General features: G+C 68.0%; 24 protein-coding genes and 1 tRNA gene. 17 read left to right on the top strand and 8 right to left on the bottom strand.

Features of this window, described 5'->3' with window-relative positions; translation table 11 throughout:
• Positions 1–132: 132 nt before the first annotated feature.
• Together AC07UH_RS07570 and AC07UH_RS07575 are read left to right on the top strand one after the other, a co-directional pair.
• Positions 133–453 (top strand): hypothetical protein, encoded by a 321-nt coding sequence (locus AC07UH_RS07570; protein ID WP_495180265.1) that lies wholly within the window; start codon positions 133–135, stop codon positions 451–453.
• Between the two features lie 164 nt (positions 454–617).
• Positions 618–1,448 carry a 23S rRNA (adenine(2030)-N(6))-methyltransferase RlmJ gene (locus tag AC07UH_RS07575; protein WP_495180264.1) on the top strand — a complete coding sequence of 277 codons (831 nt, stop codon included), beginning with the start codon at positions 618–620 and terminating at the stop codon, positions 1,446–1,448.
• A gap of 367 nt (positions 1,449–1,815) precedes the next feature.
• Here the strand turns inward: AC07UH_RS07575 and AC07UH_RS07580 are convergent.
• The 3 genes from AC07UH_RS07580 to AC07UH_RS07590 all read right to left on the bottom strand — a co-directional run bounded on the left by AC07UH_RS07580 (position 1,816) and on the right by AC07UH_RS07590 (position 3,841).
• A tRNA-Ile gene (locus AC07UH_RS07580) sits at positions 1,816–1,891 on the bottom strand.
• A gap of 152 nt (positions 1,892–2,043) precedes the next feature.
• Positions 2,044–2,307, bottom strand: a complete 264-nt coding sequence (locus tag AC07UH_RS07585) for a hypothetical protein (protein ID WP_038659191.1) — start codon at positions 2,305–2,307, stop codon at positions 2,044–2,046.
• A 136-nt stretch (positions 2,308–2,443) separates the two neighbouring features.
• Entirely contained in the window at positions 2,444–3,841 is a 1,398-nt protein-coding gene (locus AC07UH_RS07590) for a M20/M25/M40 family metallo-hydrolase (protein ID WP_495180263.1), read from the bottom strand.
• A gap of 161 nt (positions 3,842–4,002) precedes the next feature.
• On the opposite strand from AC07UH_RS07590, the gene ettA reads away from it, so the two are divergent.
• The gene (ettA, locus tag AC07UH_RS07595; protein WP_495180262.1) at positions 4,003–5,682 is read left to right on the top strand and encodes an energy-dependent translational throttle protein EttA; all 1,680 of its coding nucleotides are present in this window, start codon (positions 4,003–4,005) and stop codon (positions 5,680–5,682) included.
• Positions 5,682–6,203 carry a ribose-phosphate pyrophosphokinase gene (locus tag AC07UH_RS07600; RefSeq protein ID WP_495180261.1) on the top strand — a complete coding sequence of 174 codons (522 nt, stop codon included), beginning with the start codon at positions 5,682–5,684 and terminating at the stop codon, positions 6,201–6,203. The genes ettA and AC07UH_RS07600 overlap by 1 nt, the downstream gene beginning before the upstream one ends.
• Here AC07UH_RS07600 and AC07UH_RS07605 read toward each other — a convergent pair.
• From AC07UH_RS07605 to AC07UH_RS07625, 5 genes are all read right to left on the bottom strand, one after another.
• Positions 6,092–6,688 carry a Uma2 family endonuclease gene (locus AC07UH_RS07605; RefSeq protein ID WP_495180260.1) on the bottom strand — a complete coding sequence of 199 codons (597 nt, stop codon included), beginning with the start codon at positions 6,686–6,688 and terminating at the stop codon, positions 6,092–6,094. The two genes, AC07UH_RS07600 and AC07UH_RS07605, sit on opposite strands and share 112 nt — an antisense overlap.
• Positions 6,689–6,737: 49 nt before the next feature.
• Positions 6,738–7,523 (bottom strand): NYN domain-containing protein, encoded by a 786-nt coding sequence (locus AC07UH_RS07610; protein ID WP_495180259.1) that lies wholly within the window; start codon positions 7,521–7,523, stop codon positions 6,738–6,740.
• 23 nt (positions 7,524–7,546) lie between these two features.
• Positions 7,547–7,927, bottom strand: a complete 381-nt coding sequence (locus tag AC07UH_RS07615) for a DoxX family protein (protein WP_137897269.1) — start codon at positions 7,925–7,927, stop codon at positions 7,547–7,549.
• 85 nt (positions 7,928–8,012) lie between these two features.
• Positions 8,013–8,498 (bottom strand): GreA/GreB family elongation factor, encoded by a 486-nt coding sequence (locus tag AC07UH_RS07620; protein ID WP_137897363.1) that lies wholly within the window; start codon positions 8,496–8,498, stop codon positions 8,013–8,015.
• A 9-nt stretch (positions 8,499–8,507) separates the two neighbouring features.
• Entirely contained in the window at positions 8,508–10,535 is a 2,028-nt protein-coding gene (locus tag AC07UH_RS07625) for a lytic transglycosylase domain-containing protein (RefSeq protein WP_495180258.1), read from the bottom strand.
• Positions 10,536–10,614: 79 nt separating this feature from the next.
• On the opposite strand from AC07UH_RS07625, the gene dapA reads away from it, so the two are divergent.
• The 13 genes from dapA to AC07UH_RS07690 all read left to right on the top strand — a co-directional run bounded on the left by dapA (position 10,615) and on the right by AC07UH_RS07690 (position 26,692).
• Positions 10,615–11,499: a 4-hydroxy-tetrahydrodipicolinate synthase gene (gene dapA, locus AC07UH_RS07630; protein ID WP_495180257.1), complete on the top strand. Its 885-nt coding sequence runs from the start codon at positions 10,615–10,617 to the stop codon at positions 11,497–11,499.
• 273 nt (positions 11,500–11,772) lie between these two features.
• The gene (gene smpB / locus AC07UH_RS07635; protein ID WP_038659218.1) at positions 11,773–12,255 is read left to right on the top strand and encodes an SsrA-binding protein SmpB; all 483 of its coding nucleotides are present in this window, start codon (positions 11,773–11,775) and stop codon (positions 12,253–12,255) included.
• A gap of 20 nt (positions 12,256–12,275) precedes the next feature.
• Positions 12,276–12,827 carry a DUF2062 domain-containing protein gene (locus AC07UH_RS07640; protein ID WP_038659222.1) on the top strand — a complete coding sequence of 184 codons (552 nt, stop codon included), beginning with the start codon at positions 12,276–12,278 and terminating at the stop codon, positions 12,825–12,827.
• A gap of 59 nt (positions 12,828–12,886) precedes the next feature.
• The gene (locus tag AC07UH_RS07645; RefSeq protein ID WP_495180256.1) at positions 12,887–14,950 is read left to right on the top strand and encodes a M13 family metallopeptidase; all 2,064 of its coding nucleotides are present in this window, start codon (positions 12,887–12,889) and stop codon (positions 14,948–14,950) included.
• A gap of 64 nt (positions 14,951–15,014) precedes the next feature.
• Positions 15,015–17,039 (top strand): M13 family metallopeptidase, encoded by a 2,025-nt coding sequence (locus AC07UH_RS07650; RefSeq protein WP_495180255.1) that lies wholly within the window; start codon positions 15,015–15,017, stop codon positions 17,037–17,039.
• 210 nt (positions 17,040–17,249) lie between these two features.
• The gene (locus tag AC07UH_RS07655) at positions 17,250–19,625 is read left to right on the top strand and encodes a hybrid sensor histidine kinase/response regulator (RefSeq protein ID WP_495180254.1); all 2,376 of its coding nucleotides are present in this window, start codon (positions 17,250–17,252) and stop codon (positions 19,623–19,625) included.
• 82 nt (positions 19,626–19,707) lie between these two features.
• A complete protein-coding gene (locus AC07UH_RS07660) occupies positions 19,708–20,058 on the top strand; it encodes a response regulator (protein WP_038659233.1) in 351 nt (116 codons plus the stop codon).
• Between the two features lie 228 nt (positions 20,059–20,286).
• Positions 20,287–21,054: an SDR family oxidoreductase gene (locus AC07UH_RS07665; protein ID WP_495180253.1), complete on the top strand. Its 768-nt coding sequence runs from the start codon at positions 20,287–20,289 to the stop codon at positions 21,052–21,054.
• Positions 21,055–21,064: 10 nt separating this feature from the next.
• Entirely contained in the window at positions 21,065–21,979 is a 915-nt protein-coding gene (locus tag AC07UH_RS07670) for a glycosidase (RefSeq protein WP_495180252.1), read from the top strand.
• 43 nt (positions 21,980–22,022) lie between these two features.
• On the top strand, positions 22,023–23,741 hold the full coding sequence (gene ilvD, locus AC07UH_RS07675) for a dihydroxy-acid dehydratase (protein WP_495180251.1): 1,719 nt from the start codon (positions 22,023–22,025) through the stop codon (positions 23,739–23,741).
• Positions 23,728–24,123 carry a hypothetical protein gene (locus AC07UH_RS07680; protein ID WP_495180250.1) on the top strand — a complete coding sequence of 132 codons (396 nt, stop codon included), beginning with the start codon at positions 23,728–23,730 and terminating at the stop codon, positions 24,121–24,123. Before ilvD ends, AC07UH_RS07680 begins: the two co-directional genes overlap by 14 nt.
• Positions 24,120–25,508, top strand: a complete 1,389-nt coding sequence (locus AC07UH_RS07685) for an NAD(P)H-hydrate dehydratase (RefSeq protein WP_495180249.1) — start codon at positions 24,120–24,122, stop codon at positions 25,506–25,508. Before AC07UH_RS07680 ends, AC07UH_RS07685 begins: the two co-directional genes overlap by 4 nt.
• Complete coding sequence (locus AC07UH_RS07690; protein ID WP_495180248.1) at positions 25,505–26,692, top strand: class I SAM-dependent RNA methyltransferase; 1,188 nt, start codon at positions 25,505–25,507, stop codon at positions 26,690–26,692. Before AC07UH_RS07685 ends, AC07UH_RS07690 begins: the two co-directional genes overlap by 4 nt.
• Positions 26,693–26,910: the final 218 nt, after the last annotated feature.

Raw genomic sequence — 26,910 nt, forward strand, 5'->3', positions numbered from 1 at the left:
GAAACTTGCCTCGAGTGACCGGCTTTGGGTCGTTGTAGCCGCACTTTAATCCGCACGTCCGTCAGCTTGGCCGTGATCCGATACGCCCCCGGACCCGTGCTTTGGCCGGCATAGCATGTTAGGGCCGCCTCCATGTCGAAAACCCAGAGCAACGGCGGCGCCGTCGAAGTCGATGGCGCCACGTATGATTGGCACCTCCAGCGTGAACCGCATCAGTCGGATGATGAAGGGTGGAAGGGAATGATCATCGCCCTTCTCCAGCGCGATGCAAAACGCGAAGCATGGGTGCAATTCCCGCCGCCGAAGCGGCTATTGAAGGGCTTGCCGCGCGGCCGTCTGCAACTGGACGACGCCACTATTTCGCGATGCGTGCGCGCCGCGATGTCGGCGGGCTGGGAACCGATGTCGCGGGGCAAGCCGGTTGTGTTCGAGGTCGATGCCCAAGGCAATTGAAGCAGCCGCGACCGAAGCCTCGATCATCGGACATTCCCATGCGCCTCCGCGTCGATTGCTGGCGCGGGCTCAAGGTGGATCGGTTGTTCAATTGCTTCGCGCTCATCTGGCGCACAGCAGCATGCAAATACGCATAAGGTAGATCGGCAGGATCCGAGTTCACGATGAATTATCGCCATTCCTTTCACGCAGGCAATAGTGCCGATGTCGTCAAGCACAGCCTGTTGATAGCGCTCGTAAAGGCCTTGCAACAAAAACCGGGCGCGTTGACCTTGATCGACACGCATGCCGGCCGCGGGCTGTACGACCTCGACGGCGCGGAAGCCCAACGCACGGGCGAATCCATCGAAGGCGTTCTTCGAGCTTTTGCCGACCCGAACCCCTTGCTGGACGACTATCGCGCGGCGGTACAGGCGGTGAATGTCGGACCCGAGCCGCATTTCTATCCTGGTTCGCCGCGGGTCCTGGCGCAGCTTCTGCGTTCGCAAGACTTCCTTATCCTGAACGAAAAACATCCCGAGGAGGCTCATACCCTGCGCAAGGTGATGCGCGATACTTCCGCTGCCGTGCACGAACGTGACGCCTACGAGCTTTGGCTGGCGATGCTGCCGACCCGAACCGCACGCGGCGTCGTGGTGATCGACCCGCCGTACGAACAGCTCGATGAACGCGCCCGCATCACAGCGACCCTCGCCGCCGCTTACCGCAAATGGGCGCATGGCGTGACGGTGGTCTGGTATCCGCTCAAGGACCGTGCCGCGCACGGGCGATGGAAGGAGCAGCTGAAAACGCTCCGCATTCCAAAATTTCTGGAGGTGGAGCATTGGTTGTACGATGGCGATCAACCCGACATCTACAATGGAGCAGGCCTTTTCATCGTCAATCCGCCCTATGCTTTCATGCAGGCGCTGCCGTCTCTGCTGGAAGCGTTGCGCGCGATGCTTGCCCCGGAGGGGCACCGAGGGGAGATCACGGCCGACTGGTTGAGCCGTTGATGTGGAACCCCGACGCCCTCGGTGAGGACGTGCCGCGTTGCTGATGCCAAACGAGCATCTCGCGAGGTCGACTTGCTGCCGCACCATTCCCGGAAGTGGCGGTGATCTGATCACGCGGTTCCAATGCGCCTCGCACGGCCTTCGGAAAGCAATCGCTCAGAGCGGTGCGACTCAGGGAAGATCAAGGGTGTCGCCCGCTGGCGCGGCGATTCGGAGGTCACTCCCTGCATCGGAGGAGCAAGGCCACATGGCCAGCGCCGCGATGACCAGCGCTTTCGCCCAGTGTCGGTGGGTTGCCTGACCGCCTCAATCCGATCGTGCCCAACCTGCCGTAAGCGTATGATCCTCTAAGGCATTTGGCGAAGGATGGTGGGCCCGGCAGGACTCGAACCCGCAACCTAGCCGTTATGAGCGGCCAGCTCTAACCATTGAGCTACAGGCCCCACCTCGGCGTTCGCTAGCGCAACCGGCGGCAAAGAAAAAGCCGGTGCGTGGGCGCGCGGGCCACGAAAAAGGGCGCCTCCCGCATGGGAAGCGCCCTTCGAGATCGTGCGACAGCCCGATCGGCGCGTCGGGCGAACCCGACGCCGCGCGATTAGAGGTTGTCGGCCTTGGCCTCGGCTGCGTCACGGACGTTGTCCGCTGCGGCGTTCGTGTTGTCGGCAACGTTCTCGAGCGCGGCAGCAGCCGATGCGTTCGAGGTGTTGTCGGCCAGCGCGTCGATGTTGTCGGCCTGCGCTTCCATGTTGTCGGCCAGCATGTCACCGTTGTTCTCAACGGCAGCAGCTTCAGGCGACTTGTGGCAGGCAGCGACGGACATCAGGCCGGCGGCAGCGAGAACGAAAGCGATCTTCTTCATTCGGTTGCTCCCAAGCAAAGCAAAGCAAAATCGCGGCCGGCCCGATCGCCGTCGCGAGACAGCTCAAATACCGCACGACTCCCCCCGGTCAATCACGAAATTCACCGGGGCGAAAGGTTCCGACATTCTTTGGCCGTTATCGCCGCGGCGTGACCGACCCGATCTCCTCCGGCGCATTGGCCACGATCGCGAGCATCGTCGTCCACGCCGCGACGTTCTGGCGCAGCTGTTCGGGATCGATCCGGTCGAGCGTGTCGTCGGGCGTATGGTGGGTATCGAAATAGCGGGTACCGTCCTGGTTGAGGTCGATCGCGGCGACGCCGAGCGCCAGCGTCGGGCCGACGTCGGTACCGTCGCCACCCACGCCCGCGCCGCGCCCGATGCCGAGCGGCGCCAGCGCGGTCTGCAGCCGGTCGGCGATCGGCTTGGCGCTGTCGGGGAGGTTGACCTCGTAGCGCCAGATGCGGTCCGCACCGAAATCGCTTTCGCCGGCGGTCGCATGCCGCTCGCCGCCATGCACCCGCGCATAGTCCTTGCCGCCATAGCCGCCCGGCTCCTCCGCGCCGAACCAGACGACGCGGATCGTCCGCTTCGGCCGCGGCCCGTCGAGCAGGCGCTTGGCGGCGGCGGTGGTGATCGCGACGCCCGAGGCATCGTCGATCGCGCCGGTGCCGAGATCCCAGCTGTCGAGATGGCCGCCGACCAGCACGATCCCGGCCTTGGGATCGCTGCCCGGCACCTCGGCGATGACGTTCCCGGAGGTGCCGGTGCCGGCGAAGCGCGGGGTGAGCACCAGCTTCAGCGTGATCGGCTTGCCGCGGTCGGCGATCCGTTCGAGTAGTTCGGCGTCGCTGACCGACAAGGCCGCCGACGGGATCGGGGCGACACCGGCAGGGAAATCGGTGACGCCGGTATGCGGGTTGCGGTGATGATCGGTGCCGATCGACTTGATGACGATCGCCGCCGCGCCGAGCCGCGCCGCCAGCGCCGGGCCGACGAAGCGGGCAGGGCCGTAGGCGCCGTAGCTCGATCCGTCCTGCGTCGGCACCATCGCATTGCCGACATAGACGATCTTGCCGCGCACCGCCTCGGCGGGGGCGTTGGCGAGATCGCCATAGGTGCGGAACACCACCACCGGCGCGGTCAGGCCCGCCGCGGGCGTCGCGCCCGAATTGCCGAGCGCGACCAGCTTGAGCGTCTGCGGGAAGGGGGCGAGCACCTCGGCGCGCTCCTCGCCGCGCAGCCAGACCGGCATCTGATAGGTCTCGACATGGACGTTCTTGAAGCCGAGCGCCTTGAGCTTGGCGACGCCCCAGGTACGGGCCCGCGCCTCCGCCTCGGTCGCCGCGAGCCGCTGGCCAACCTCGGTGGTAAGCCCCTCGACGATGTCATAGGCGACGTCGTCCTTCAGCGCCGCGTCGCGCAGCGCCGCGACCTTGGCATCGACCGGGGCGGGCAGCGGCGGCGCGGCGCGCTGCGCCGCCAGCGCGGTGGAAGAAGCGAGGGCCAGCAAGGTCAGTGCGATGCGCGTCATTCGGTCGTTTCCCTGTTCGATCGTATCGCCAGGGTGTGAGCGATGGCCGCGTCGAGCACAAGCCGGGGCGGGCCGCGGCGGCGGCATTTGCACGGTGGGCATCGGATCGCTACATGCCGCTCCAAGATTTCCCGTCCTTATCGATCAGGAGCCGTCGGCACATGGCCGTCCAGTATACCTACGTCATGAAGGGTCTGACCAAGACCTTCCCCGGCGCGAACAAGCCCGTCCTCAACAACATCCATCTGCAGTTCATTCCGTCGGCGAAGATCGCGATCATCGGCCCCAACGGCGCCGGCAAGTCGACGCTGATGAAGATCATGGCGGGCATGGACGCCGATTTCACCGGCGAGGCTTGGGCCGCCGAAGGCGTGCGCGTCGGCTATCTCGCGCAGGAGCCGCAGCTCGATCCGACCAAGGACGTGATGGGCAACGTCAAGGACGGCGTCCGCCCGGTCGCCGACCTCGTCGACCGCTTCAACGCCATCTCGGCGGAGATGGGCGATCCCAAGGACGACACCGACTTCGACGCGCTGATGGAGGAAATGGGCGAGCTCCAGGCCAAGATCGACGCGGTCGACGGCTGGACGCTCGACAGCCAGCTCGAACAGGCGATGGAAGCGCTGCGCTGCCCGCCGGGCGACGCCGAGGTCACCCGCCTGTCGGGCGGCGAGAAGCGCCGCGTCGCCCTGTGCAAGCTGCTGCTCGAAAAGCCCGACATCCTGCTGCTCGACGAACCGACCAACCACCTCGACGCCGAGAGCGTGTCGTGGCTGGAAAATTATCTCAAGGAATATACCGGCAACGTCATCCTCGTGACGCACGACCGTTACTTCCTCGACAACGTCGTCAATTGGGTGCTCGAGCTCGATCGCGGGCGTTATTTTACCTACGAGAGCAACTATTCGGGTTATCTGGAAAAGAAGGCGAAGCGGCTCGAGCAGGAAGAGCGCGAGGAGGCCGGCAAGCAGAAGGCGATCGCCGACGAACTCGCCTGGATGCGTCAGACACCCAAGGCGCGCCAGACCAAGTCCAAGGCGCGTATCCGCGCGTTCGACGAGCTGATGGCGAAGCAGGAGAATCGCGTCGCCGGCAAGGCGCAGATCCTCATCCAGCTTCCCGAACGGCTCGGTGGCAAGGTGATCGAGGCCAAGGGCCTGACCAAGGCCTATGGCGACAAATTGCTGTTCGACGGCTTGGACTTCACGCTGCCGCCGGGCGGCATCGTCGGCGTGATCGGACCGAACGGCGCGGGCAAATCGACGCTGTTCAAGCTCATCACCGGCCAGGAAACCCCCGACAGCGGCACGATCGAGGTCGGCTCGACGGTGAAGCTCGGCTATGTCGACCAGAGCCGCGACGATCTCGATCCCAACAAGAACGTCTGGCAGGAGATTTCGGACGAGCTCGAGGTCTTCCGCTTCGGCAAGCAGGAGCTCGGCACGCGCGCCTATGTCGGCGCGTTCAACTTCCGCGGCCCCGACCAGCAGAAGAAGGTCGGCCAGCTCTCGGGCGGTGAACGCAACCGCGTCCATATGGCCAAGATGCTCAAGGAGGGCGGCAACGTCCTGCTGCTCGACGAACCGACCAACGACCTCGACGTCGAGACGCTGCGCGCGCTCGAAGAGGCGCTGGAGACGTTCGCGGGTTGCGCGGTGGTCATCAGCCACGATCGCTTCTTCCTCGATCGCCTCTGCACGCACATCCTCGCCTTCGAGGGCGACAGCCACGTCGAATGGTTCGAGGGCAATTACGAGAGCTACGAGGAAGACAAGCGCCGTCGCCTCGGCGACGCGGCCGACCGGCCGACGCGGCTGGCGTACAAGAAGCTCACGCGCTGATGATGGCGAGCCGGCCGCACGAGGACGATCTCGGCGGCTGGCTCGCGGCGAACGGTTTCACGCTTGCCGAGGGGCCGGGCGCGATCGCCGACGTATCGCGGGTGCGGTCACTGCTTGTAGCCGCCGCGCGCGACGGGCGGGCACTGACCTACGGCGAATGTCTGGCGGCTTTGGGTCATCGCTTCACCCGACCCAAGATGCACGCCTCGTGCTGTACGCTCGATACGATCGACGAAGCCGGCGCACGGGTGGGAGAACCCGATCTCGCCGTGCTGGTGGTCCGCCAGTCGGATCGTCTGCCGGGGCAGGGTTGGTGGATCGGTAACGCGGCAAAGGCGGGCTACACCGGCCCGTGGACCGGGCCCGACGCCATGACGTTCGTGCGGCACCGGCAGGCGGCGGCCTATCGCTACCGATGGGAGGATGCGGAACGCTCAAGCGCCGTAGTTTGCACGATCAGGCCCGATATCGTCGCTGAGTCCAATCCATCCCCGAACGATATTGTCCGTCGGTCGGCATAGGCTCCGGCATGCGGATGCCACATCTGATGGATGACACGCCCGTTGACGTCGGCAACCCAATATTCCGGAATGCCCGCGCGGGCATAGATTGCCGCTTTGCGGGTCATGTCCGACCGTAACGTCGCATCCGCGATCTCGACGATCAGCCCGACCGAGCGGGCCGGGATGAAGCCATCGCCGTCGGGCTCGCTCGTCAGCGTCAGGTCGGGTTCCGGCGCATCGTGTTCGCTGAGTGCTACGCTCACCTCGACGGCCACCGAATAGGCCGATCCGGTCGCAAGCAGCCCCTCGGACAGCGCAAGATAGAGCGCCATCTTGACGCGCCCGTGCGGCCGATGCTGCGCGTTCATGTAGACGATTTCCCCGTCAAGCAGCTCGGTCTTGCTGTAGGGCTGAAACGCTCCGGTTTCGTCGAGCAGCATGTAATCGGCGGCGCGAAGCCTGACGGGCAGCGGGACGACGTTGAGCGGGAGCACCTCGGTCATCACCGTAATCTATCATGCCGTCGGCGATGAGCCAACGTCGCCGCAGCCATCACCGCACCCGCTTGACGAACACCCGCCCGTCCTCACGCCGCTCGCTCTGGAAATTCGGCACCGCCTGGATGAGGTCGGACAGGCGCTGATAGCCGTAGTTGCGCGCGTCGAAGCTCGATCGGTTGCCGGCGAGCTGGCCCATCGCCGACAGGCTGACATAGCCCTTTTCGTCGCGCTTGACCGACTGATAGGCGTCGATCAGCAGCGCGATCAGCTCGGGATCGATTGGCTTCTTCGCCTTAGGCGCGGCGATCGAGGGGGGCAGCGAGTCGCCGATCGGCACGTCGACGTTCGCCGGTTTCGCCGCCGCAGCCGCCGGGGCGGTCGCCTCCGCCTTCGCCTCGCTGACCAGCGCGCCGACGTCGATGAACCGCGTGCACGCCTGTTTGAACGCCTCGGGCGTCTTGAGATTGCCGAAACCGTAGACGGGGATGCCGTCCTGGCGGATGCGCATCGCCAGCGGCATGAAGTCGCTGTCCGACGACATGATGCCGAAGCCGCCGATCCGCCCGCGGAACAGCAGGTCCATCGCGTCGATCGTCATCTTCATGTCGGTGGCGTTCTTGCCTTTGGTCAAGTCGAACTGCTGCTGCGGCTCGATGCCGTGCTTGAGCGTCATGTCGCGCCAGCCCTTGAGCGCGGGCTTCGACCAATTGCCGTAGACGCGGCGGATGTTGACCGTACCCAGCTCGGCGAGCACGGTCAGCACGGGGTCGATCGCATGCCAGGAGGCATTGTCGGCGTCGATCAGCAGGGCGATGTTGCGATTGTTGTCGTCGGGCATCCGCCCGGCCTATCAGAGCCGGCTCAGCCCCGCCAGCGCAGCGCGTCGACGCTCCACCGCCCGCCACCGGCGGCGGCAAGGTACAGAAAGCCGAAGCAATAGAGGATCGCCGCCTCGCCGCCATTGGCGAGCGGCAGCCAGCCCTGCGGCGCATGCGCGAGGAAATAGGCCACCGCCATCTGCCCCGACAGGAGGAAGGCGACCGGTCGGGTCAGCAGGCCGGCCGCGATCAGCGCGCCGCCGACCAGTTCGAGCACCCCGGCGACAGTGAGCAGCGGATTGAGCGGCATCGGAAAAGGCGGCAGGCCGAAGAACTTTGATACGCCATGGCCGAGGAACAGCAGGCCGAAGACGAAGCGGAAGACGCTGAGGAGATAGGGGGACCAGCGGTCGGGGATCGGCATGACGGGGACCTTTCGTTGTCATCCCGAAACATCGCGCCGGCCGGCAAACGGCGCAATACGAAGGGCCGAAACGGTCCGTTGCCGCTTACGCCGCGGGATAGGCGATCGCGATCACCTCATATTCCTTTTCGCCCGCGGGCAGCAGCACGCGGCGCAGATCGCCCACCGTCGCCCCCCGCAGCGCGCGCGCGATCGGCGCGTTCCAGCCGATGCGGCCGGCGCCCGCCTCCGCCTCGTCGTCGCCGACCAACGTCAGTATCCGTTCGTTGTCGTCCTCGTCGGCGATCGTCACCTTCGCGCCGAACCAGACGCGCGTCCGGTCCTCGGCACGCGCCGGATCGACGACCTTGGCCGCCTTCATCCGCTTCGACAGCCAGCCGAGCCGGCGGTCGATCTCGCGCAGCCGCTTGCGGCCGTAGATATAGTCGCCGTTCTCCGACCGGTCGCCGTTGCCCGCCGCCCAGGCGATCGTCTCGACCAGCGCCGGCCGCTCGGTGCCGAACAATCGGTCGTATTCCGCGCGCAACACCGCATAGCCCGCGGGCGTGATGTAATTCGGCCGTTGCTCCATCGCCATGGCTCAGCCCGGACGGCCCTTGCCGAGATACCAGCTCGTATTCGCCGGTCCGCGGCTCTTCGCACGCGCCGGATTGATGAGGTCGTAGACGACCGCATTCTCGATCACGCGCTGCACGTAGTTGCGCGTTTCCTGATAGGGGATCGCCTCGATCCAGTCGACCATGTCGACCGCGCCGGTGCGCGGATCGCCATTGGCGCGCAGCCATTTGTTCACGTTGCCGCCGCCCGCGTTATAGGCGGCAATGGCGAGCGGATAGCTGCCGTAGATAGTGAAGATGCGCTGGAAATAGCTCGATCCCAGCATGATCGACAGCTTCGGATCGGTGGTCAGCGCGCCGGGGTCGTAGGCGATGCCGATCTTGCCCGATTGCTCGCGCGCGGTGGCGGGCATCAGCTGCATCAGCCCGCGCGCGCCGGCATGGCTGACCGCGGTCTTGTCGAACTGGCTCTCCTGCCGTGCGATCGCGTGGATCAGCGTCCAATTGTCCTCGTAACCGACCGGCACCGCCACCGTTGGGAAACCGGTTGCGGAATAGTCGCTAAGCCCGTTCTGCATCGCGCTGCGCCCGACCAGCACGCCGAGATCGGGCCGGCCGATCTGCGACGACAGTTCGGCGGCAAGCAGGTGATCGTTCGGCGTCGTCGCGTCCGCCGCGATCTGGCGGATGAACGCGGTCTGGTCCTGCCACTGGCCGATCTGGCCGAGGAAGCGCGCCGCGCGCACCGTCTCGCGGCTGGCGAAGGCCTGCCGCACCTCGGGCGCGATCGCCGGCGTGCCGATCGCGGGCGGCGCCACCAGCGGCCGCCCGGTCCGCTCGAGCGCGAGCTGGCCGTAGAATTGATCGCGATAGCCCGCCGCCTGCGCGTAATAACCGGCGGCTTCCGCCGGTTTGCCCGCCGCCTCGGCGGCGCGGCCGGCCCAATAGAAGCCCTTGGCGCGCGTCTGTGGCGCCTGGCTGCCGCGGCCGTAGCGGTCGAACATCACCATCGCATCGGCGGGCCGGCCGAGCTGCTTCATCGCGGTCTGCCCGGCGAGCCAGACGAGGCTCGTATAATCGTCCCGCTCGCCATAGGGCTTGGTCGAGACGTCGGTGCCGGCCGGATAGGCGTCGTCGACCTGCCGCGCGATGTCATAGGCGAGCTGATATTGCCCGTCCGCCGCAGCGCCGCGCGCGTTGGTCAGCAGCACTTCGTACCACGCCTCGACCGCCCCCGGCCGCGAGGCGAGGCTGCGCGGCCGCGCCAGCCAGTTGCGCGCGGTCGGCGACGCGCCCGAATTGCGCAGCCACACCGCGCGATCCGCGACATAGCCGGGGTCGCTGGCGAACTGATCCTGCGTCCGCATCGCGAGATCGGCGGCGGTGGCGGCATTGGTGCGGAACGCGAGCCGCGCCTCGAACACGGGACGCCGCGCCGGGCTGGTGTAGGCGATCTGCCGGCCGGCGACGCCGGTCGCATTCTGCCACAGCAAGGCATCCATGCGCGCATCGTGATCGTCGGGTGTCAGCGCGCTCGCGAAGCTCGTCAGGATCGTCGCCTCGTCGTTCGCCGACAGCCCGCCCTTGCGCCACGCCGCGCGCGCGGCGGCCTGCGCCTCGGCGCTGCGCCCGACCGCCTGATAGGCGCGCGCCTGCGCAACGAGACCCCCGGTCGACTGCGGCGGGAAGCGGGTGAAGAAGGCGAGCACGTTGCTCGGCGAGGCATTGACCGCCTGCCGCTCGGCAGCGCGCCGGTTGGCGGTCTGGCTCGGCCAGCCGGGATGCGCCATCAGGAAGCCGGCATAACTGTCGAAGGGCAGCGCGTCGGTCTGCTGGATCGTCTTCCATTGCGCGATCGCGGCTGCGATCGCGCCGTCGGCGGGCGATTGCGGCGCCTGCGGCGACATGTTCGCCATCTGGGTGCGATAGCGTTCGAGCGCGTCGGGGCTGCTCGCCTGATTGCCGGGCGGGATCTGCTGCTGTACGGGCGCCGCGGTGACTCCGGCGAAGGCGGCGATGAGGATCGAGATCGGCAGGCTGGTCGGGTGCATGTGGACATCATACGGTCTCGACCCGTATCTGTCCTGAACGAAAATCCCGACCCGGCGCAGCAGGAGCCCGAAAAGTCCCATGTTCTCTGGTTCCATCCCCGCTCTGGTCACGCCCTTCGCCGCCGACGGGGCCTTCGACGAAGCCGTCTATCGTGATCTTATAGACTGGCAGATCGCCGAAGGATCGTCGGCGCTGGTCCCCTGCGGCACGACCGGCGAGGCGGCGACGCTGACCGCCGACGAGCATTTCGGCATCGTTCGCATCTGCGTCGATCAGGCGGCGGGCCGCGTGCCGGTGATCGCCGGCGCCGGCTCGAACGACACGCAGGTCGCCGCCGCCAATATCCGCCGCGCCAAGGAGGCGGGGGCCGACGCGGCGCTGATGGTCCCGCCTTATTACAACCGGCCGAGCCAGGAGGGCATCTACCAGCATTTCGCCCGGCTTGCCGAGCAGGCGGACCTGCCGATCGTCCTCTACAACGTACCCGGCCGCACGGTGACCGACATCCAGCCGGCGACGCTGGTGCGGATCGTCACCGCCTTCCCCGACATCTTCGTCGCGGTGAAGGATGCGAGCGGCGCGATCGCGCGCGTCTCGGCGCATCGTGCCGGCTGCGGGCCGGACTTCGTCCAGCTTTCCGGCAACGACGATATGGCGCTGGCGTTCAACGCGATGGGGGGCAGGGGGTGTATCTCGGTCTCCGCCAACGTCGCGCCGCGACTGTGCGCCGAATTCCAAGCGGCGTGTCAGGCAGGCGATTATGCCGCCGCGCTGGCGTTGCAGGACCGGCTGTATCCGCTCCACGACGCTTTGTTCACCGATGCGTCGCCGGGGCCGTTGAAATACGCAATGACCCGCGTCCGGCCGGGCTTCCCGCAGGGGCTGCGCCTGCCGATGACCTGGCCCTCGGAGGCGTCGCGCAACGCGGTCGATGCGGCCCTCGTACACGCGGGGCTCCTTTAAATCCTCCCTCGCGTAGCGGGGGAGGGGGACCGCCCGGCGTAGCCGGGTGGTGGAGGGGGCGTCTCCGCATACGGCCAGTTCGCCGTATCCTCCCCCTCCGTCACGCCCTTCGGGCGCGCCACAGTGCCGGGTCGGTCATGCCCCCGGCATGACCTTGAACGGCCGGGGGCCGTTCAACCCGGCATCCCCGACGGGGGAGGAATTTGCCCGTCCGAACGATATAACCTTCCACCGCTTCCCCTTGCCCGCAACACCGCCTACATCGCCGGTCACATGTCGCGTCCCAAACCCGCCACCTTCGACAAGAAGAAGATCGTCGCCGAGAACCGCAAGGCCCGGTTCGAATATACCATCGATACCGTCTACGAGGCGGGGATCGCGCTGACCGGCACCGAGGTGAAGTCGCTGCGCTTCGGCGAGGGCAGTATCGCGGAAAGCTATGCCGAGGTGCGCGACGGCTCGGTCTGGCTGGTCAACGCCAACGTCCCCGAATTCAGCCACGGCAACCGCTTCAACCACGAGGCCAAGCGCCCGCGCAAATTGCTGCTCCACGAACGCGAGATCAACAAGCTGCATGGCGCCGTCGCGCGCGAGGGGATGACGCTTGTCCCGCTTAGCGTCTATTTCAACGGCCGCGGCCGCGCGAAGGTCGAACTCGCGCTCGCCAAGGGCCGCAAGGACCACGACAAGCGCGCCGCGATCAAGGAGCGCGAATGGAAGCGTGAAGCCGGTCGCATCATGCGCGACCGCGGCTGACCGGAGCGAACGCGCACCGCATGTTCCAGAAAAGCGTCGCCTGGTGTCGTCGCAACATGCCGACCCGCGAATCGATGGAATCGAACCGGCTGCTGCGGCCGGTCGCGCATCGGGTGATGGAGCCGGGCCTGTGGCGGTTCAACCGCCGCTCGGTGCCGCGCGGCGTCGCGCTCGGCATGGTCGCCGGCTTCCTCTTCCCGGTCGCGCAGATCGCGATTGCCGCGCTGTTCGCGCTGCCGTTCCGCGCCAACGTGCCGGTCGCGGCGCTCACCACCTTCATCACCAATCCGCTCACCACGCCCTTTTTGTGGTTCGTCGCCTATCGGATCGGCGCGTGGATCCTGCACAGCGACGCGCCGGCGATCGTCCAGCCGGTGGCGGAGGCGACCGACTGGCTCCACCGCGTCACCGGCGCGCTCGGCTGGCTGTGGGACAAGGGGCCGGCGTTCGCCCTCGGCCTCGTCATCCTGACCAGTGTCTGCGCGGGCCTCGGCTATGCGCTCAGCGCGTTCGGCTGGCGATTATGGATCGCCCGCAAATGGCGTCATCGTCATGCGGCAAACCGGGTTTGACGGACGGCGGCAAGCCGGTACAACAGACATGATAACATTCGATACTATGGGGGATTTTGATGCGTAAACAGGTACTTGGCGCCATTCTGCTCGCTTCGGCCGCATCCGGCGCGGTCTATGCGCAGACCGCCGCCCGCTCCGCCACGGCACCCGTCGCCACCAATGGCAAGCCGCAGCTCGGCGACTTCGGCGTCGACCTGACCGCGATGGACCGCAAGATCGCGCCCGGCGACGATTTCTACAATTACGTCAACGGCGCGTGGATGGCGCGGACCGAGATCCCCGCCGACAAGGCGAGCTGGGGCGGCTTCGGCATCCTGCGCGATTTGTCCGATACCCGCACCCGTGCGGTGATCGAGGGGGCGGCGGCCAACCCGGGCAGCGATCCCGTCGCCGCCAAGATCGGCGACACCTATGCGACCTTCATGGACGCTGCGGCGATCGAGGCGGCCGGCGCCACCCCGCTGAAGCCGTATCTCGCCAAGATCGCGGCGATCCGCTCGCAGAGCGATCTCGCCAAGGCGTTCGGCGAGGCGACGATGCACGGCATCGACGTGCCGGTCGGTGCCGGCATCGAACAGGACCTCAAGGACAATACCGTCTACGCCGTCTATCTCGGCCAGGGCGGCCTCGGCCTGCCCGACCGCGATTACTATCTGAAGGACGACGCCAAGTTCGCCGAGGCACGGACCAAATACGTCGCCTATATCGCCGACATGCTGCGCATGGCCGGCCAGCCCGATCCGCAGGGCTCGGCGCAGCGCATCTATGATCTCGAGAAGCAGATCGCGCAGGTCCATTGGGCGCGTGCCGAGCTGCGCGAGGTCGAGAAGGGCTATAACCCCGCGCAGGTCGCCGATCTCGCCACCAGCATGCCCGGCTTCGACTGGAAGGCGATGCTCGCCGCCCAGGGCCTTGGCGCGCAGTCCCGCGTGATCGTCGGCCAGCCCTCGGCGCTGACCGGCATCGCCAAGATCGTCGCGGCGACGCCGCTGCCGGTGTGGCGCGAATATCTGGCGTTCCATACCATCTCGAACGCCGCGCCGCTGCTGTCGTCGAACTTCGTCAACGCGCAATTCGCCCTGTTCGGCACGACGATCAACGGCACGCCGGAGCTCAAGCAGCGCTGGAAGCGCGGCGTCGATCTGGTCAACGGCAGCCTCGGCGAGGCGGTCGGCCAGATCTACGTGCAGAAATACTTCCCGCCCGAGGCGAAGGCCAAGGCCGACGAACTGGTCCGCAACCTGATCGCGGCGATGGACGCGCGCCTCGCCAAGCTCGAATGGATGGCGCCCGAGACGAAGGTGAAGGCGCGCGCCAAGCTCGCCGCCTTCACGCCCAAGATCGGCTATCCCGACAAGTTCCGCGACTATACCGCGCTGCGCGTCGTCAAGGGGGACGTGCTGGGCAATGCCGACCGCGTCGCCGAGTTCGAATACAACCGCCAGCTCAACAAGATCGGCAAGCCGGTCGACCGCAGCGAATGGTTCATGACGCCGCAGACGGTCAACGCCTACGCCAACCCGCTGATGAACGAGGTCGTCTTCCCGGCCGCGATCCTCCAGCCGCCGTTCTTCGATCCCAATGCCGATCCGGCGGTGAACTATGGCGCGATCGGCGCGGTGATCGGCCACGAGCTGAGCCATCACTTCGACGATCAGGGCCGCAAGTTCGACCCCAAGGGCAATTTCGCCGATTGGTGGACGCCCGCCGACGTCCAGCGCTTCACCGCGCTGACCGACAAGGTCGTCGCGCAATATGGCGCCTACGAACCGATCCCGGGCAGCCACGTCAACGGCAAGCTGACGCTGGGCGAGAACATGGCCGATCTCGCCGGCATCAACGTCGCCTATGACGCCTACAAGCTGTCGCTCAAGGGCAAGAAGGCGGCGGTGCTCGACGGGTTCACGGGCGACCAGCGCTTCTTCATGGGCTTCGGCCAGGTCTGGCAGACCAAGGCGCGCGAGGCGTCGATCAAGAACCAGCTCACCACCGATCCGCATACGCCGGGCCAGTGGCGCGCGTACGTGGTCCGCAACCTCGACGCCTGGTATCCGGCGTTCGACGTGAAGCCGGGGCAGAAATATTATCTCGCCCCCGCCGACCGCATCAAGATCTGGTAATCACGTTTCTATCCGCCGCCCGCTCCCCGTCGAGCGGGCGGCGGTTTTGTTTTCGGGAGCTTGCATGAAGTCCTTCCTCCTCGCCGGTCTGCTCGGCGCCTCGGCGCTCGCCGGCATCGTCCACGCGCAGAACGCGCCCGCACCCGCCGCACCATCGGGCAAGCCCGAACTCGGCACCTACGGCTTCGACACCGCCGGCATGAACACCGCGGTCGCGCCGGGCGACGATTTCTACGATTATGCCAACGGCACCTGGGCGAAGACCACGGCGATCCCCGCCGACAAGTCGAGCTTCGGCGCGTTCGACGTGCTCGCCGACCGCTCGCGCGACCGTACCCGCGGCATCCTCGAAGCCGCCGCCAAGACCAGCGGGTCGAAGATCGGCACCGCTTATGCGACCTATCTCGACACCGCGGGAATCGAAAAGAAGGGTCTTGCCCCGATCAAGCCGTGGCTCGCCGAGATCAAGGCGGTGACCAAGGCGCGCTATCCGACGCTGATCGCCAAGGCGGCGAGGCAGGGCGTCGGCACGCCCTTCGGCACCGGCGTCGGCCAGGACGCCAAGAACCCCGAAGTCTATATCGTCGGGGTCCGTCAGGCCGGCCTCGGCCTGCCCGACCGCGATTATTACCTCGACGCCAAGAACGCCAAGGAGAAGGCGGGCTATGAGTCGCATATCGCGAAGATGTTCACCCTCGCCGGCGAGCGCGATGCGGCGGCGCGCGCGAAGGCGCTGGTCGATTTCGAGACGCAGATCGCGCAGGTGAGCTGGACGCGGATCGACAGCCGCGACGCCAACAAGACCTATAACAAGACCAATGCCGCCGATCTGGCGCGCAGCGCGCCGGGCTTCGACTTCGTCACTTACCTGAAAGCGCTCGGCACGCCGGTCGACAGCCTCAACGTCAGCCAGCCGTCGGCGATCGCCGGCATCGCCAGACTGATCGCCGATGCACCGGTCGCGGTGCTGCAGGATCAACTGCTGATCCGCAGCCTCGACAATTATGCCGACGTGCTGCCTGCCGCCTTCGATCAGGAGCAGTTCGCCTTCTACGGCACGTTGCTCTCGGGCACGCCGCAGCAGGAGGAGCGCTGGAAGCGCGCGGTCGGCTTCACCAGCGGCGCGCTGTCCGACGAGGTCAGCAGGGTCTATGTCGCGCAATATTTCCCGCCCGAGACCAAGGCGGCGGCGGACAGCCTCGTCAAGAACGTGCTGGCGGCGATGGGCACGCGCATCGACAAGCTCGACTGGATGGCGCCCGAGACCAAGGTCAAGGCGCATGCCAAGCTCGCCGCCTTCACCCCCAAGATCGGCTATCCCGATCGCTGGCGCGATTATTCGGCGCTTAAGATCGTCGCCGGCGACGCCTTCGGCAACGAGCGTCGCAGCGCGGAATGGCGCTACGCCTATAACATCGGCCATCTCGGCAAGCCGTTGCAGCGCTGGGAATGGGGCATGACGCCGATGACGGTCAACGCTTATGCCAATTTCGGCATGGTCGAGATCGTCTTCCCCGCCGCGATCCTGCAACCGCCGTTCTTCGATCCCAACGCCGATCCGGCGGTCAATTACGGCGGCATCGGCGCGGTGATCGGCCATGAACTGAGCCACCATTTCGACGATCAGGGCTCGAAATACGACGCCAAGGGCCAGCTCACCGACTGGTGGACGCCGCAGGACGTGGCGCGGTTCAAGGCGCTCACCGGCAAGCTCGTCGCGCAATATGACGCCTATGAACCGCTGCCCGGCATGCACGTGAAGGGCGCGCTGACGCTCGGCGAGAACACCGCCGATCTCGCCGGCCTGTCGGTCGCCTATGACGCGTACAAGACGTCGCTGGGCGGTCGCGCGGCACCGGTGATCGACGGCATGACCGGCGACCAGCGTTTCTATCTTGGCTGGGCGCAGGTCTGGCGCCGCAACTATCGCGAGGCCAACCTCAAGCAGCGGCTGATGACCGATCCGCACAGCCCGTCGCAGCAGCGCACCTGGGTCGTCCGCAACCTCGACCCCTGGTATGCCGCCTACAAGCCGGCACCGACCGGCAAGATCGTCCTGCCGCCCGAACAGCGCGTGCGCATCTGGTAGCTGCGTCCTGCCCCGCCATGCCGCAACGACGGCATGGCGGGGTGTCGTAAGGGCAGGGGGCCGGCGGGCCGCCACGAGCGGGCGGCCCGCCGGCAGGGACATTTGGCCAATGCCAAACAGGAACCAATACGCCGCAACGGCTTACTCCTGCGCCGGACTGCTACCAATCGCTTGACCTGACCGGCCCGATCCCGCGATGACGGCGCGGAGATGGCCTCGTCCCCGATCCTCGATAACCCCACCCGCACCGCCGCGTTGATCGCCGGCGTGATCACGCTTGCCGCGGCGGCACTGATCCTCGCCGTCGTCGGCAGCCTCGTCGCCGCGGCGGGGTTCTTCGCGGTCGGGATCATTGCCGCCGGCATGGTCTTCGCCTGGCGCCTGCTGACCCCGCAACACGCCGGCGAGGCGCGCGCGGTCGACTGGGAGTTCACCCGTGCCGTCGCGCAGGCGAGCAGCGACGCCGTGGCGATCACCGACCGCGCCGGCCGGCTGGTCTGCGCCAACGACGCCTATGAGGCGCTGTTCGCCGGCTTCCCGACCCCGCCCGGCCTGCCGCTCGACAATGACGGCGTCGCCCTGCTCGGCAATGCCGGCCGCATCGCCTGGCGCGAGGGCAATGGCGTCGTCCGCAATCTGCAGGTCGGCGTCCACCGCGTCTGCGCGCGCATCACCCGCGCCGGCGACGAAGGCGACATGCTCGTCTGGCGGTTCAGCGTGACCGAAGAGCAGGACGTCGCCGCCTCGACCGAGGCGCTGATCGAGGGGGCGACCGGCGACCGCCTCGGCGGTGCCGGCGTGATGGCGGCGCTGATCTGCCCCGATGGCCGCGTCCGCGCCGCCAACCGGGTGCTGGCCCAGCGCGCGCTCGGCGGCGGCGAGCGGCTGGAGGGGCGCGACTTCGCGCGATTGCTGATCACCGACAGCCGCGGCCTCGTCCGCTTCGAACGCGAGGGGCTCGACGGCACGCCGCTGCGCGTCGTCCAGATCCCCTTCATGGATTCGGAGGACGCCCCGGTGCTCGTCGCGCTGCTCGACGACGAGGACAGCGCGCCGGCGATCGGCGCCTCGGCCTCGGCGCACGTGCGCAGCCTCGTCAGCCTGATGCCGTTCGGCATGGCGCTCGTCGACCGCGAGGGCAAGTTCCTGCAGATGAACGACGCCTTCATCCGCGCTGCGGGTGTCGAGCCGAAGGCGCCGCCGCTCTACCCGGGTGATCTCGTCGTGCGCGAGGACAAGGCCGCGGTCGCCGATGCGATCCGCCGCTTCGCCGGCGGCGCGACGCATTCCTCCGACATGGCGGTCCGGCTCAAGAGCCATCCCGACGAGCCGGTCGCGCTCACCATCGCCGGCGCGCGCGGCCTCGGCGATGCCGCGGTGCTGCTCAGCCTCAAGGACAATAGCGAAGAAAGCCGCCTCAAGCGCGAGGTGGCGCAGGCGACGAAGATGCAGGCGGTCGGCCAGCTCGCCGGCGGCGTCGCCCACGATTTCAACAACATCCTGACCGCGATCATCGGCCATTGCGACCTGATGATGATGCGCCATTCGCCCGGCGACAGCGATTACGACGATATCCAGCAGATCCGCACCAATTCGAACCGCGCCGCCAGCCTGACCCGCCAGTTGCTCGCGTTCAGCCGCCAGCAGACGCTGCGGCCGCAGACGCTGCAATTGCCCGACGTCGTCGCCGAGGTTTCCAACCTGCTCAAGCGGCTGATGGGCGAACAGATCCGCCTCGACGTCACGCACGGGCGCAATCTCGGGGCGGTGCGCGCCGATCCGGGCCAGCTCGAACAGGTCGTCGTCAATCTCGCCGTCAACGCCCGTGATGCGATGCTCGCGCACAATTCGGGCGGCGGCGGCACGCTGACCATCCAGACCAAGTCCGTTACCGCCACCGAGGTGCGCGCGATGGCGTCCGACATCCTGCCCGTCGCCGATTACACTGCTTTGGTGGTGAGCGACGAGGGCGGCGGCATTCCCCCGGAGATCCTGCCCAAGATCTTCGAACCCTTCTTCACCACCAAGGAGGTCGGCAAGGGCACCGGCCTCGGCCTGTCGACCGTCTACGGCATCGTCAAGCAATCGGGCGGCTGGATCTTCGCCGAATCGAAGCCGGGGCAGGGCGCGACCTTCACCATGTACCTGCCGGTCCATGCCGCCGGCACCGTCAGCCGCGTCCCCGCCTCGCGGCCGAGCCCGAAGCCGGTCGAGATGTGGGGCACCGGCACGATCCTGCTCGTCGAGGACGAAGGCATGGTCCGCGCCGTCGCCGAACGCGCGCTGACCCGCCAGGGCTATACCGTGATGACCGCGGAGAATGGCGAGGCGGCGCTCGAACTGCTCGACCGCAACGGTCGCCCCGACCTGCTGATCAGCGACGTGGTGATGCCGACGATGGACGGCCCGACGATGGTCCGCCACGCCCGCGACCGCTATCCCGATCTGCCGATCATCTTCATGTCGGGCTATGCCGAGGAGCAATTGCGCCGCTCGATCGACCTCGACAACGTCGCCTTCCTGCCCAAACCGTTCAGCGTGCAGCAGCTTGCCGAGGCGGCGAGGGACGTGCTGGTCGGGCGCTGATCGCGGGTTCGCCGCCGGAACGGGACACCGCGCGCGAAATCATATGTTGGCATTGCACAACGACCGCGGGTAAGGGCGCGGGATGGCTTCTCCTACGCAGATCCTCATCGTCGAGGATGAACCCCTCATTGCGATGATGCTCGAGGATTTCCTCGAGGTCCTGGACAAGACGTCCGCCGGCACCGTCGACACGGTCGCCGGTGCGCTGGCGCGGGTCGAGGACGGCGGCATCGACGCCGCGATCCTCGACGTCAACCTGCGCGGCGGCGAGAAGAGCACGCCGATCGCCGAAGCGTTGGCGGCGCGCGACATCCCCTTCATCTTCGCCACCGGCGGCAGCGACGACAGCGTCGACGCGCAGTTCCGCGACCGGCCGGTGCTGCAGAAGCCGTTCACGATGGACGGCGTGGCGAAGGCCCTCGAAGCGCTCTAAAGCGGGGCCTCTGGCAAATTCTGCCAGTGCTCCCGCGCAGGCGGGAGCCCGGGAGTCGCGCGCGCTACCGGACGTTTCTTTGCTTGGCTCTGGGTTCCCGCCTTCGCGGGAACACGGGGAGGCGATCGCGCGAAGCGACAGGTGCGCCACCGAGCATGACGCATTTGTCACCGGAACGAAGGCCCTGCGGATCGCATTGACGGTCCAGGCTTTCAGGAGGGAACAGGCGTGGCAGGTGAACCGATTGCGATCGTGACCGGCGGGGAATCCGGCATCGGTGCGGCCTGCGTCGCGGCGCTCGCCAAGGCCGGCGCCCGCGTCGTCTTCACCTATTTCCGCGACGCAGCCGCCGCGCATGCGGTGGTGCAGGCCGCCGGCGGCGAGGCCCTCGCGCATGCCGTGCAATGCGACGTCTCCAGCGAAGCCGCGGTCGAGACCCTCTTCACCAAGGCCGAGGCGCGCTTCGGCACCGCGACCTGGCTGGTCAATTCCGCCGGGCTCAACATGGCCGGCACCAAGCTGGTCGACATGCCGCTCGACCAGTTCGACCGGGTGATCCGCTCCGACCTCTACGGCCCGTTCCTCACCTGTCGCCGCTTCGTCCGCGCCGCCGAAGCTGCGAAAGCCGGCGGCCGTATCGTCAACATCTCCTCGATCCACGAGCGCGCGCCGCGTCCCGGCGGCGCCGATTACGATTCGGCCAAGGGCGGCCTCGCCCAGCTCACCGCGACGCTGGCGCTCGAGCTGGCGCCGTCGCGGATCGCGGTCAACGGCATCGCCCCCGGCATGATCCTGACCCCGATGAACGCGCATGCGGTCGCGGACCGTGACTATCGCGCGAAGCTGGAGGCGAACATCCCCTGGGGCCGCGCCGGCACCGCCGACGAGGTCGCGACGCTCGTCGCCTTCCTGCTCTCGCCCGCCGCCGATTACATCACCGGCACCACCGTGACGATCGACGGCGCCTTGTCGCTCGTCATCGCGCAGGGCGCATAAGGAGCGCCCGATGCCCACCTACGCCGTCGAAGCGCTCGACACCGTCACCATCGCCCAGGGTTCGCCGATCGACGGCATGGACCTGATGAGCCCGTTCGTGTGGCAGGAGCACGGCCGCTACCGCATGCTGGTGCGCGGCGTCCCCGATCCGCTCGGGCCGCACGATCCGACCGGGCTGATCGCCAGCGGCTGGAGCGACGACGGCCTCCATTTCACGCTCGACGCGCAACTCGCCATCGCCCCGGGGACCGATCCGCAGGACGCCGACGCGGGCGGCTGCGAGGACCCGACCGTGCTGATCGCCGACGATGGCAGCTATGTCGTCTATTACACCGGCGTCGACGCCGCCCGCTCGCAAGGCGTGCTGATCGCCGCTAGCGGCCCGTCGCTCGACACGTTGGTCAAACGCCGCGTCGCGCTCGCCGCTCCGGCGGGCGAGGGCAATATCAAGGAAGCGACCTTCGCGCAGACCCCGGCGGGCGACTGGCGCCTGTTCTACGAATATGCCGCTGCGGAAGAGCGCGGCATCGGCGCCTCGCGCGTCGGCATCGCCCGGGCCGAAATGCTCGGCGATCCGTGGACGTCGCTCGCCGATCCCTTCCCGATCCGCGCAGACTCTTGGGACAATTGGCACCTCTCCACCGGCCCGGTCTGCCAATTGCCCGGTGCCGATCCGGTGATGTTCTACAATGGCGCGACGCTCGACGCGCGCTGGCGGATCGGCTGGATCAGTTTCTCGCCGGACTTCGCGCACGTCACCGGCCGCGGCCTCGAACCCGTCATCCTGCCGCCGCCGCCCGAGGATCGCGCCAAGACCGACATCGCCTTCGCTGCCTCGACGATCATCGAGAACGGCATGATATCGTTATACTTTTCGCTTGAGGACCGCATCCTGCGCCGCGCGCGCATCCGTTATTACGCGTAACAAGCTTGCGTTGAAGGGCCCTCCCGCGACATAGGGCGTCGCCATGACCCAGTTTGACAAGTCCCGCCTGCCGAGCCGTCACGTCTCCGTCGGCCCCGAACGCGCTCCGCATCGCAGTTATTATTACGCCATGGGCATCGGCGAGGAGGATATCGCCAAGCCCTTCGTCGCGCTCGCCAGCGCCGGCAACAATTCGGCGCCGTGCAACACCACGCTCGACGGTCAGGCCGATGCCGCGCAGGCCGGCGTGATTCAGGGCGGCGGCATGCCGCGCCGCTTCAACACGATCACCGTCACCGACGGTATCGCGATGGGCCATCAGGGGATGAAGGCGTCGCTGGTCAGCCGCGAGGTGATCGCCGATTCGGTCGAGCTGTCGGTGCGCGGCCATTGCTACGACGCGCTGGTCGGCTTCGCCGGCTGCGACAAGTCGCTGCCCGGCATGATGATGGCGATGCTGCGCCTCAACATCCCGTCGATCTTCGTCTACGGCGGCTCGATCCTGCCCGGCCGCTTCCACGACCGCGACGTCACCGTCGTCGACGTGTTCGAGGTGGTCGGCAAATATGCCGCCGGCGCCTGTCCGCTGTCGGAAGTCCACGAACTCGAAAAGGTCGCCTGTCCCGGTCACGGCGCCTGCGGCGGCCAGTTCACCGCCAACACCATGGCCTGCGTCGGCGAGGCGATCGGCCTCAGCCTGCCCAACAGCAACATGGTCCCCGCACCTTATTCGACGCGCGAGCAGATCGCCGTCGCCGCCGGCGCGCAGGTGATGGAGCTGGTCGCGAAGCAACTCCGCCCGCGCGACATCTGCACCCGCGAAGCCTTCATCAACGCCGCCCGCGTCGTCGCCGCCACCGGCGGCTCGACCAACGCCGCGCTCCATCTGCCGGCGATGGCGAGCGAGGCGGGCATCGACTTCGACCTGTTCGACGTCGCCGAGGCGTTCAAGTCGACGCCGTATATCGCCGACCTCAAGCCCGGCGGGAAGTATGTCGCGAAGGACATGTACGAGGCGGGCGGCGTGTACATGCTGATGAAGACGATGCTCGCCGGCGGCCTGCTCGACGGCAATTGCATGACCGTCACCGGGCGTACGCTGGGCGAGAACATCGATCAGGTGACGTGGAACCCCGACCAGAAGGTCATCTACGACGTCGCCACGCCATTGAGCCCGACCGGCGGTGTCGTCGGCCTGCGCGGCAGCCTCGCCCCCGATGGCGCGATCGTGAAGGTCGCCGGCATGCACCGCCTCCAGTTCGAGGGACCGGCGCGCGTCTTCGATTGCGAGGAGGATTGCTTCGCCGCTGTCGAGGCGCGCAGCATCAACGAGGGCGAGGTGCTCATCATCCGCTACGAGGGGCCGAAGGGCGGCCCCGGCATGCGCGAGATGCTGTCGACCACCGCCGCGCTCTACGGCCTCGGCATGGGCGAGAAGGTCGCGCTCATCACCGACGGCCGCTTCTCGGGCGCGACGCGCGGCTTCTGCATCGGCCATGTCGGTCCCGAAGCCGCCGAGGGCGGCCCGATCGCGCTGGTCGAGGACGGCGACACGATCCGCATCGACGCCGAGGCGGGCACGATCGACCTGCTGGTCGACGATGCCGTGCTCGCCGAGCGCCGCGCCGCGTGGCGCCCGCGGGTGAACGATTACGGCTCGGGCGCATTGTGGCGCTATGCCCAGAACGTCGGTCCTGCCTGGCAGGGCGCTGTCACCCATCCCGGCGCCAAGGCCGAAACGCACGTCTATGCGGATATCTGATCGCGGCGCGGCGGGGGCGACGCTGCTCCTCCTCGCCGCGTGCAGCGATCCGCACGCCGACGGCAACACGCTGGCGCGGATCGAATCGGCGCAGGCCGAGGCGGCGGAGGACGACGGCAACATCCTCTGCGCTCGCAACGGTGCGGCGCTGAAGCGCGACTGCACCGTCGAGCAGACGCAGAGCGAGCGCGGCCTGATCCTCACCGTGCGCCATGCCGATGGCGGCTTCCACCGTTTGCTGGTGACGCGCGATGGCCGCGGCGTGGTCGCGGCGGACGGCGCCGAACCGGCGAAGGTCACGATCCCCGAGCCGGGTGTGATCGACGTCGCGCTCGGCACCGATCGCTACCGTCTCCCCGCGACGATCAAGCCCGCCCGATGATCGCGATCGACGGCCAGCCGATTCTCACCGCCGCGCAGATGCGCGCCGCCGAGGACGCTGCGATCGCTGCCGGCACGTCGGTCACGGCGCTGATGCAGCGGGCGGGGGAGGGCATCGCCGCCGCCGCGCGCCGCCTCGCCGCCGGCGCGGACGTTCTGGTGGTCTGCGGCCCCGGCAACAATGGCGGCGACGGCTATGTCGCCGCGACGACGCTCGCCCGCCTTGGCCACCCGGTCCGCGTCGCCGCCAGCGCCCCGCCGAAGACCGACGCCGCCATCGCCGCGCGCGCCGGCTGGACCGGCCCGATCGAGCCGCTCGCCGACGCCGCACCCGCGCCGGTGCTGATCGATTGCCTGTTCGGCACCGGCGTGACGCGTCCGCTCGCACCCGAGATCGACGCGACGCTCGCCCGCCTGTCGCGCGCCGCGCGCCTCGTCATCGCCGCCGATTTGCCCAGCGGCACCGATGGCGACACCGCCCGAGCCCCCGATTGGGCCACGGACCACCCCGTCACGCTGACGCTCGCGCTCGGCGCGCTCAAACCCGCGCACGTCCTCCACCCCGCCGCGGCCGCCTGCGGCACCGTCCGCCTGATCGACCTCGCTATCGACCGCTTCGATACGGTCGCCGTCACCCGCCGGCCGATGCTGCCGCAACCCGGCCCTTCCTCGCACAAATATATCCGCGGCATGGTCGCGATCGTCACGGGGGCGATGGAAGGCGCCGCTCGCCTCGCCGCCGTCGCCGCACTGCGCAGCGGTGCGGGCTATGTCGCGCTTTACGGCGGCAGCGGGCAGGGCGGTCCCGACGCGATCGTCCACCGCCCCTACGACCCCGAAGCGCTCGCCGACGACCGCATCGGCGCGATCCTGATCGGTCCCGGCCTCGGCCGTGACGACGAGGCACGCGCGCGGCTCGCCGCGCTGATCGCCGCCGACACGCACCGGCTCGTCATCGACGGCGACGCGCTCCACCTGCTCGACCCGGACGCGTTGTGCGACCGCCGCAATCCGGTCGTCCTCACCCCCCACGCCGGCGAGTTCCGCGCGCTGTTCGGCACCCCCGACGGCGCGCTGATTGATCAGGCGCGCCGCGCCGCGACCCGCGCCGCCGCCGTCGTCGTCCTCAAAGGCCCGACGACGATCGTCGCCGACGCCACCTGCGCGCGCGTCCACCCCGCCGGCAATCCGTGGCTCTCCACCGCCGGCACCGGCGACGTCCTCGCCGGCACGATCGCCGCACAGCTCGCGCATCCCCAAGCCGATCTGCTGGCCGCCGCCGATGCCGGCGTCTGGCTGCACGCCCGCGCCGCGCGGATCGCAGGGAAAAGCTTCATCGCCGACGACTTGGCAAATGCGCTCACCCCGGCCAGAGCCGGCGCATGACTTCCACCGACACCATTTTACGCGTCGCGGCGCGCGGCGACGGCGTCACCGCCGATGGCCGCCACGCCGCCTTCGCCGCGCCCGGCGACCTGCTCGGCGCCGACGGCACGCTGACCCACGGCCCGCACCATCAGGCACCGCCCTGCCGCCACTTCCCCGAATGCGGCGGCTGCCAGCTCCAGCATCTCGACGACGAGGCTTATGCCGCCTTCGTCACCGACCGCGTCGCCAGCGCGCTCGACGGGCAGGAACTGACCGCCACGCTGCGCCCGCCGCTCGTCTCGCCGCCCAACACCCGCCGCCGCGCGACGCTGCATGCGGAGGGGAAGGGCGGTCGCGTCACGCTCGGCTTCACCGCCGAGAAGAGCCATGCGATCGTCGACATGCGCGAATGCCATATCCTCGCGCCCGCCTTGTTCGCGGTCGTCGCCCCGTTGCGCACCCTGCTCCAGAAGCTCGGCTTCAAGCGGCGCGGCGACGTCCACCTGACCCTGTCCGACCAGGGGCCGGACGTTATGGTCACCAACCTCACCGCCGACGGCCTCGCCGCCGCCGAGGCGATCACCAGCTTCTGCGAACGCCACGCCATCGCGCGCTTCACGCTTGACAGCGGCATCGGCGCCGAGACCCGCTGGGAGCCGCAACCGGTGACGATCACGCTCGGCGGCCATCCGGTGCCGCTGCCCCCCGCCGCATTCCTGCAGGCGACGCAGGAGGGCGAGGACGCGCTCGTCGCCGCGATGCGCGAGGCGACCAGCGGCGCGACGACGATCGCCGACCTGTTCGCCGGCCTCGGCACCTTCACCCTTGCGCTGCCCGCACGCGTCTACGCCGCGGAGGGCGCGCGCGACGCGCTCTTCTCGCTCAAGGCGGCGGCGGGCAGGGGCCAGCTTCCCGTCTTCACCGAACACCGCGATCTCTACCGCCGCCCGCTGACGGTGGCCGAGCTCGACCGGTTCGACGCGATCGTGATCGATCCGCCGCGCGCCGGCGCCCGCGAGCAGGTCGAGGCGCTCGCCGCCTGTCAGGCCAAGGTGATCGGCTACGTCTCGTGCAACCCGTCCAGCTTCGCCCGCGACGCGAAGCTGCTGATCGACGGCGGCTGGCGGATCGACTGGGTCCAGCCCGTCGGCCAGTTCCGCTGGTCCACCCACGTCGAACTGGCGGCGCGCTTCGTGCGGTGATGTCGCGCGAAGACGCGAAGACGCGAAGAGGTCCCGCCAGGCGGCGACCGAAGCGACCGGAAGACAATGCGCCGCATGGGGAACGCGCCCCAGCTATCCCGATCGCAACACCTTCGCGTCTTCGCGTCTTCGCGCGAAACCATCATCGGCCTGAAAAGAAAGATGGTTCACGCAGAGACGCGGAGGCGCGGAGATGTTGCGCCCGCGGGCAGATCACC

This window comes from Sphingomonas sp. GW821-FHT04B01, from assembly GCF_059420425.1.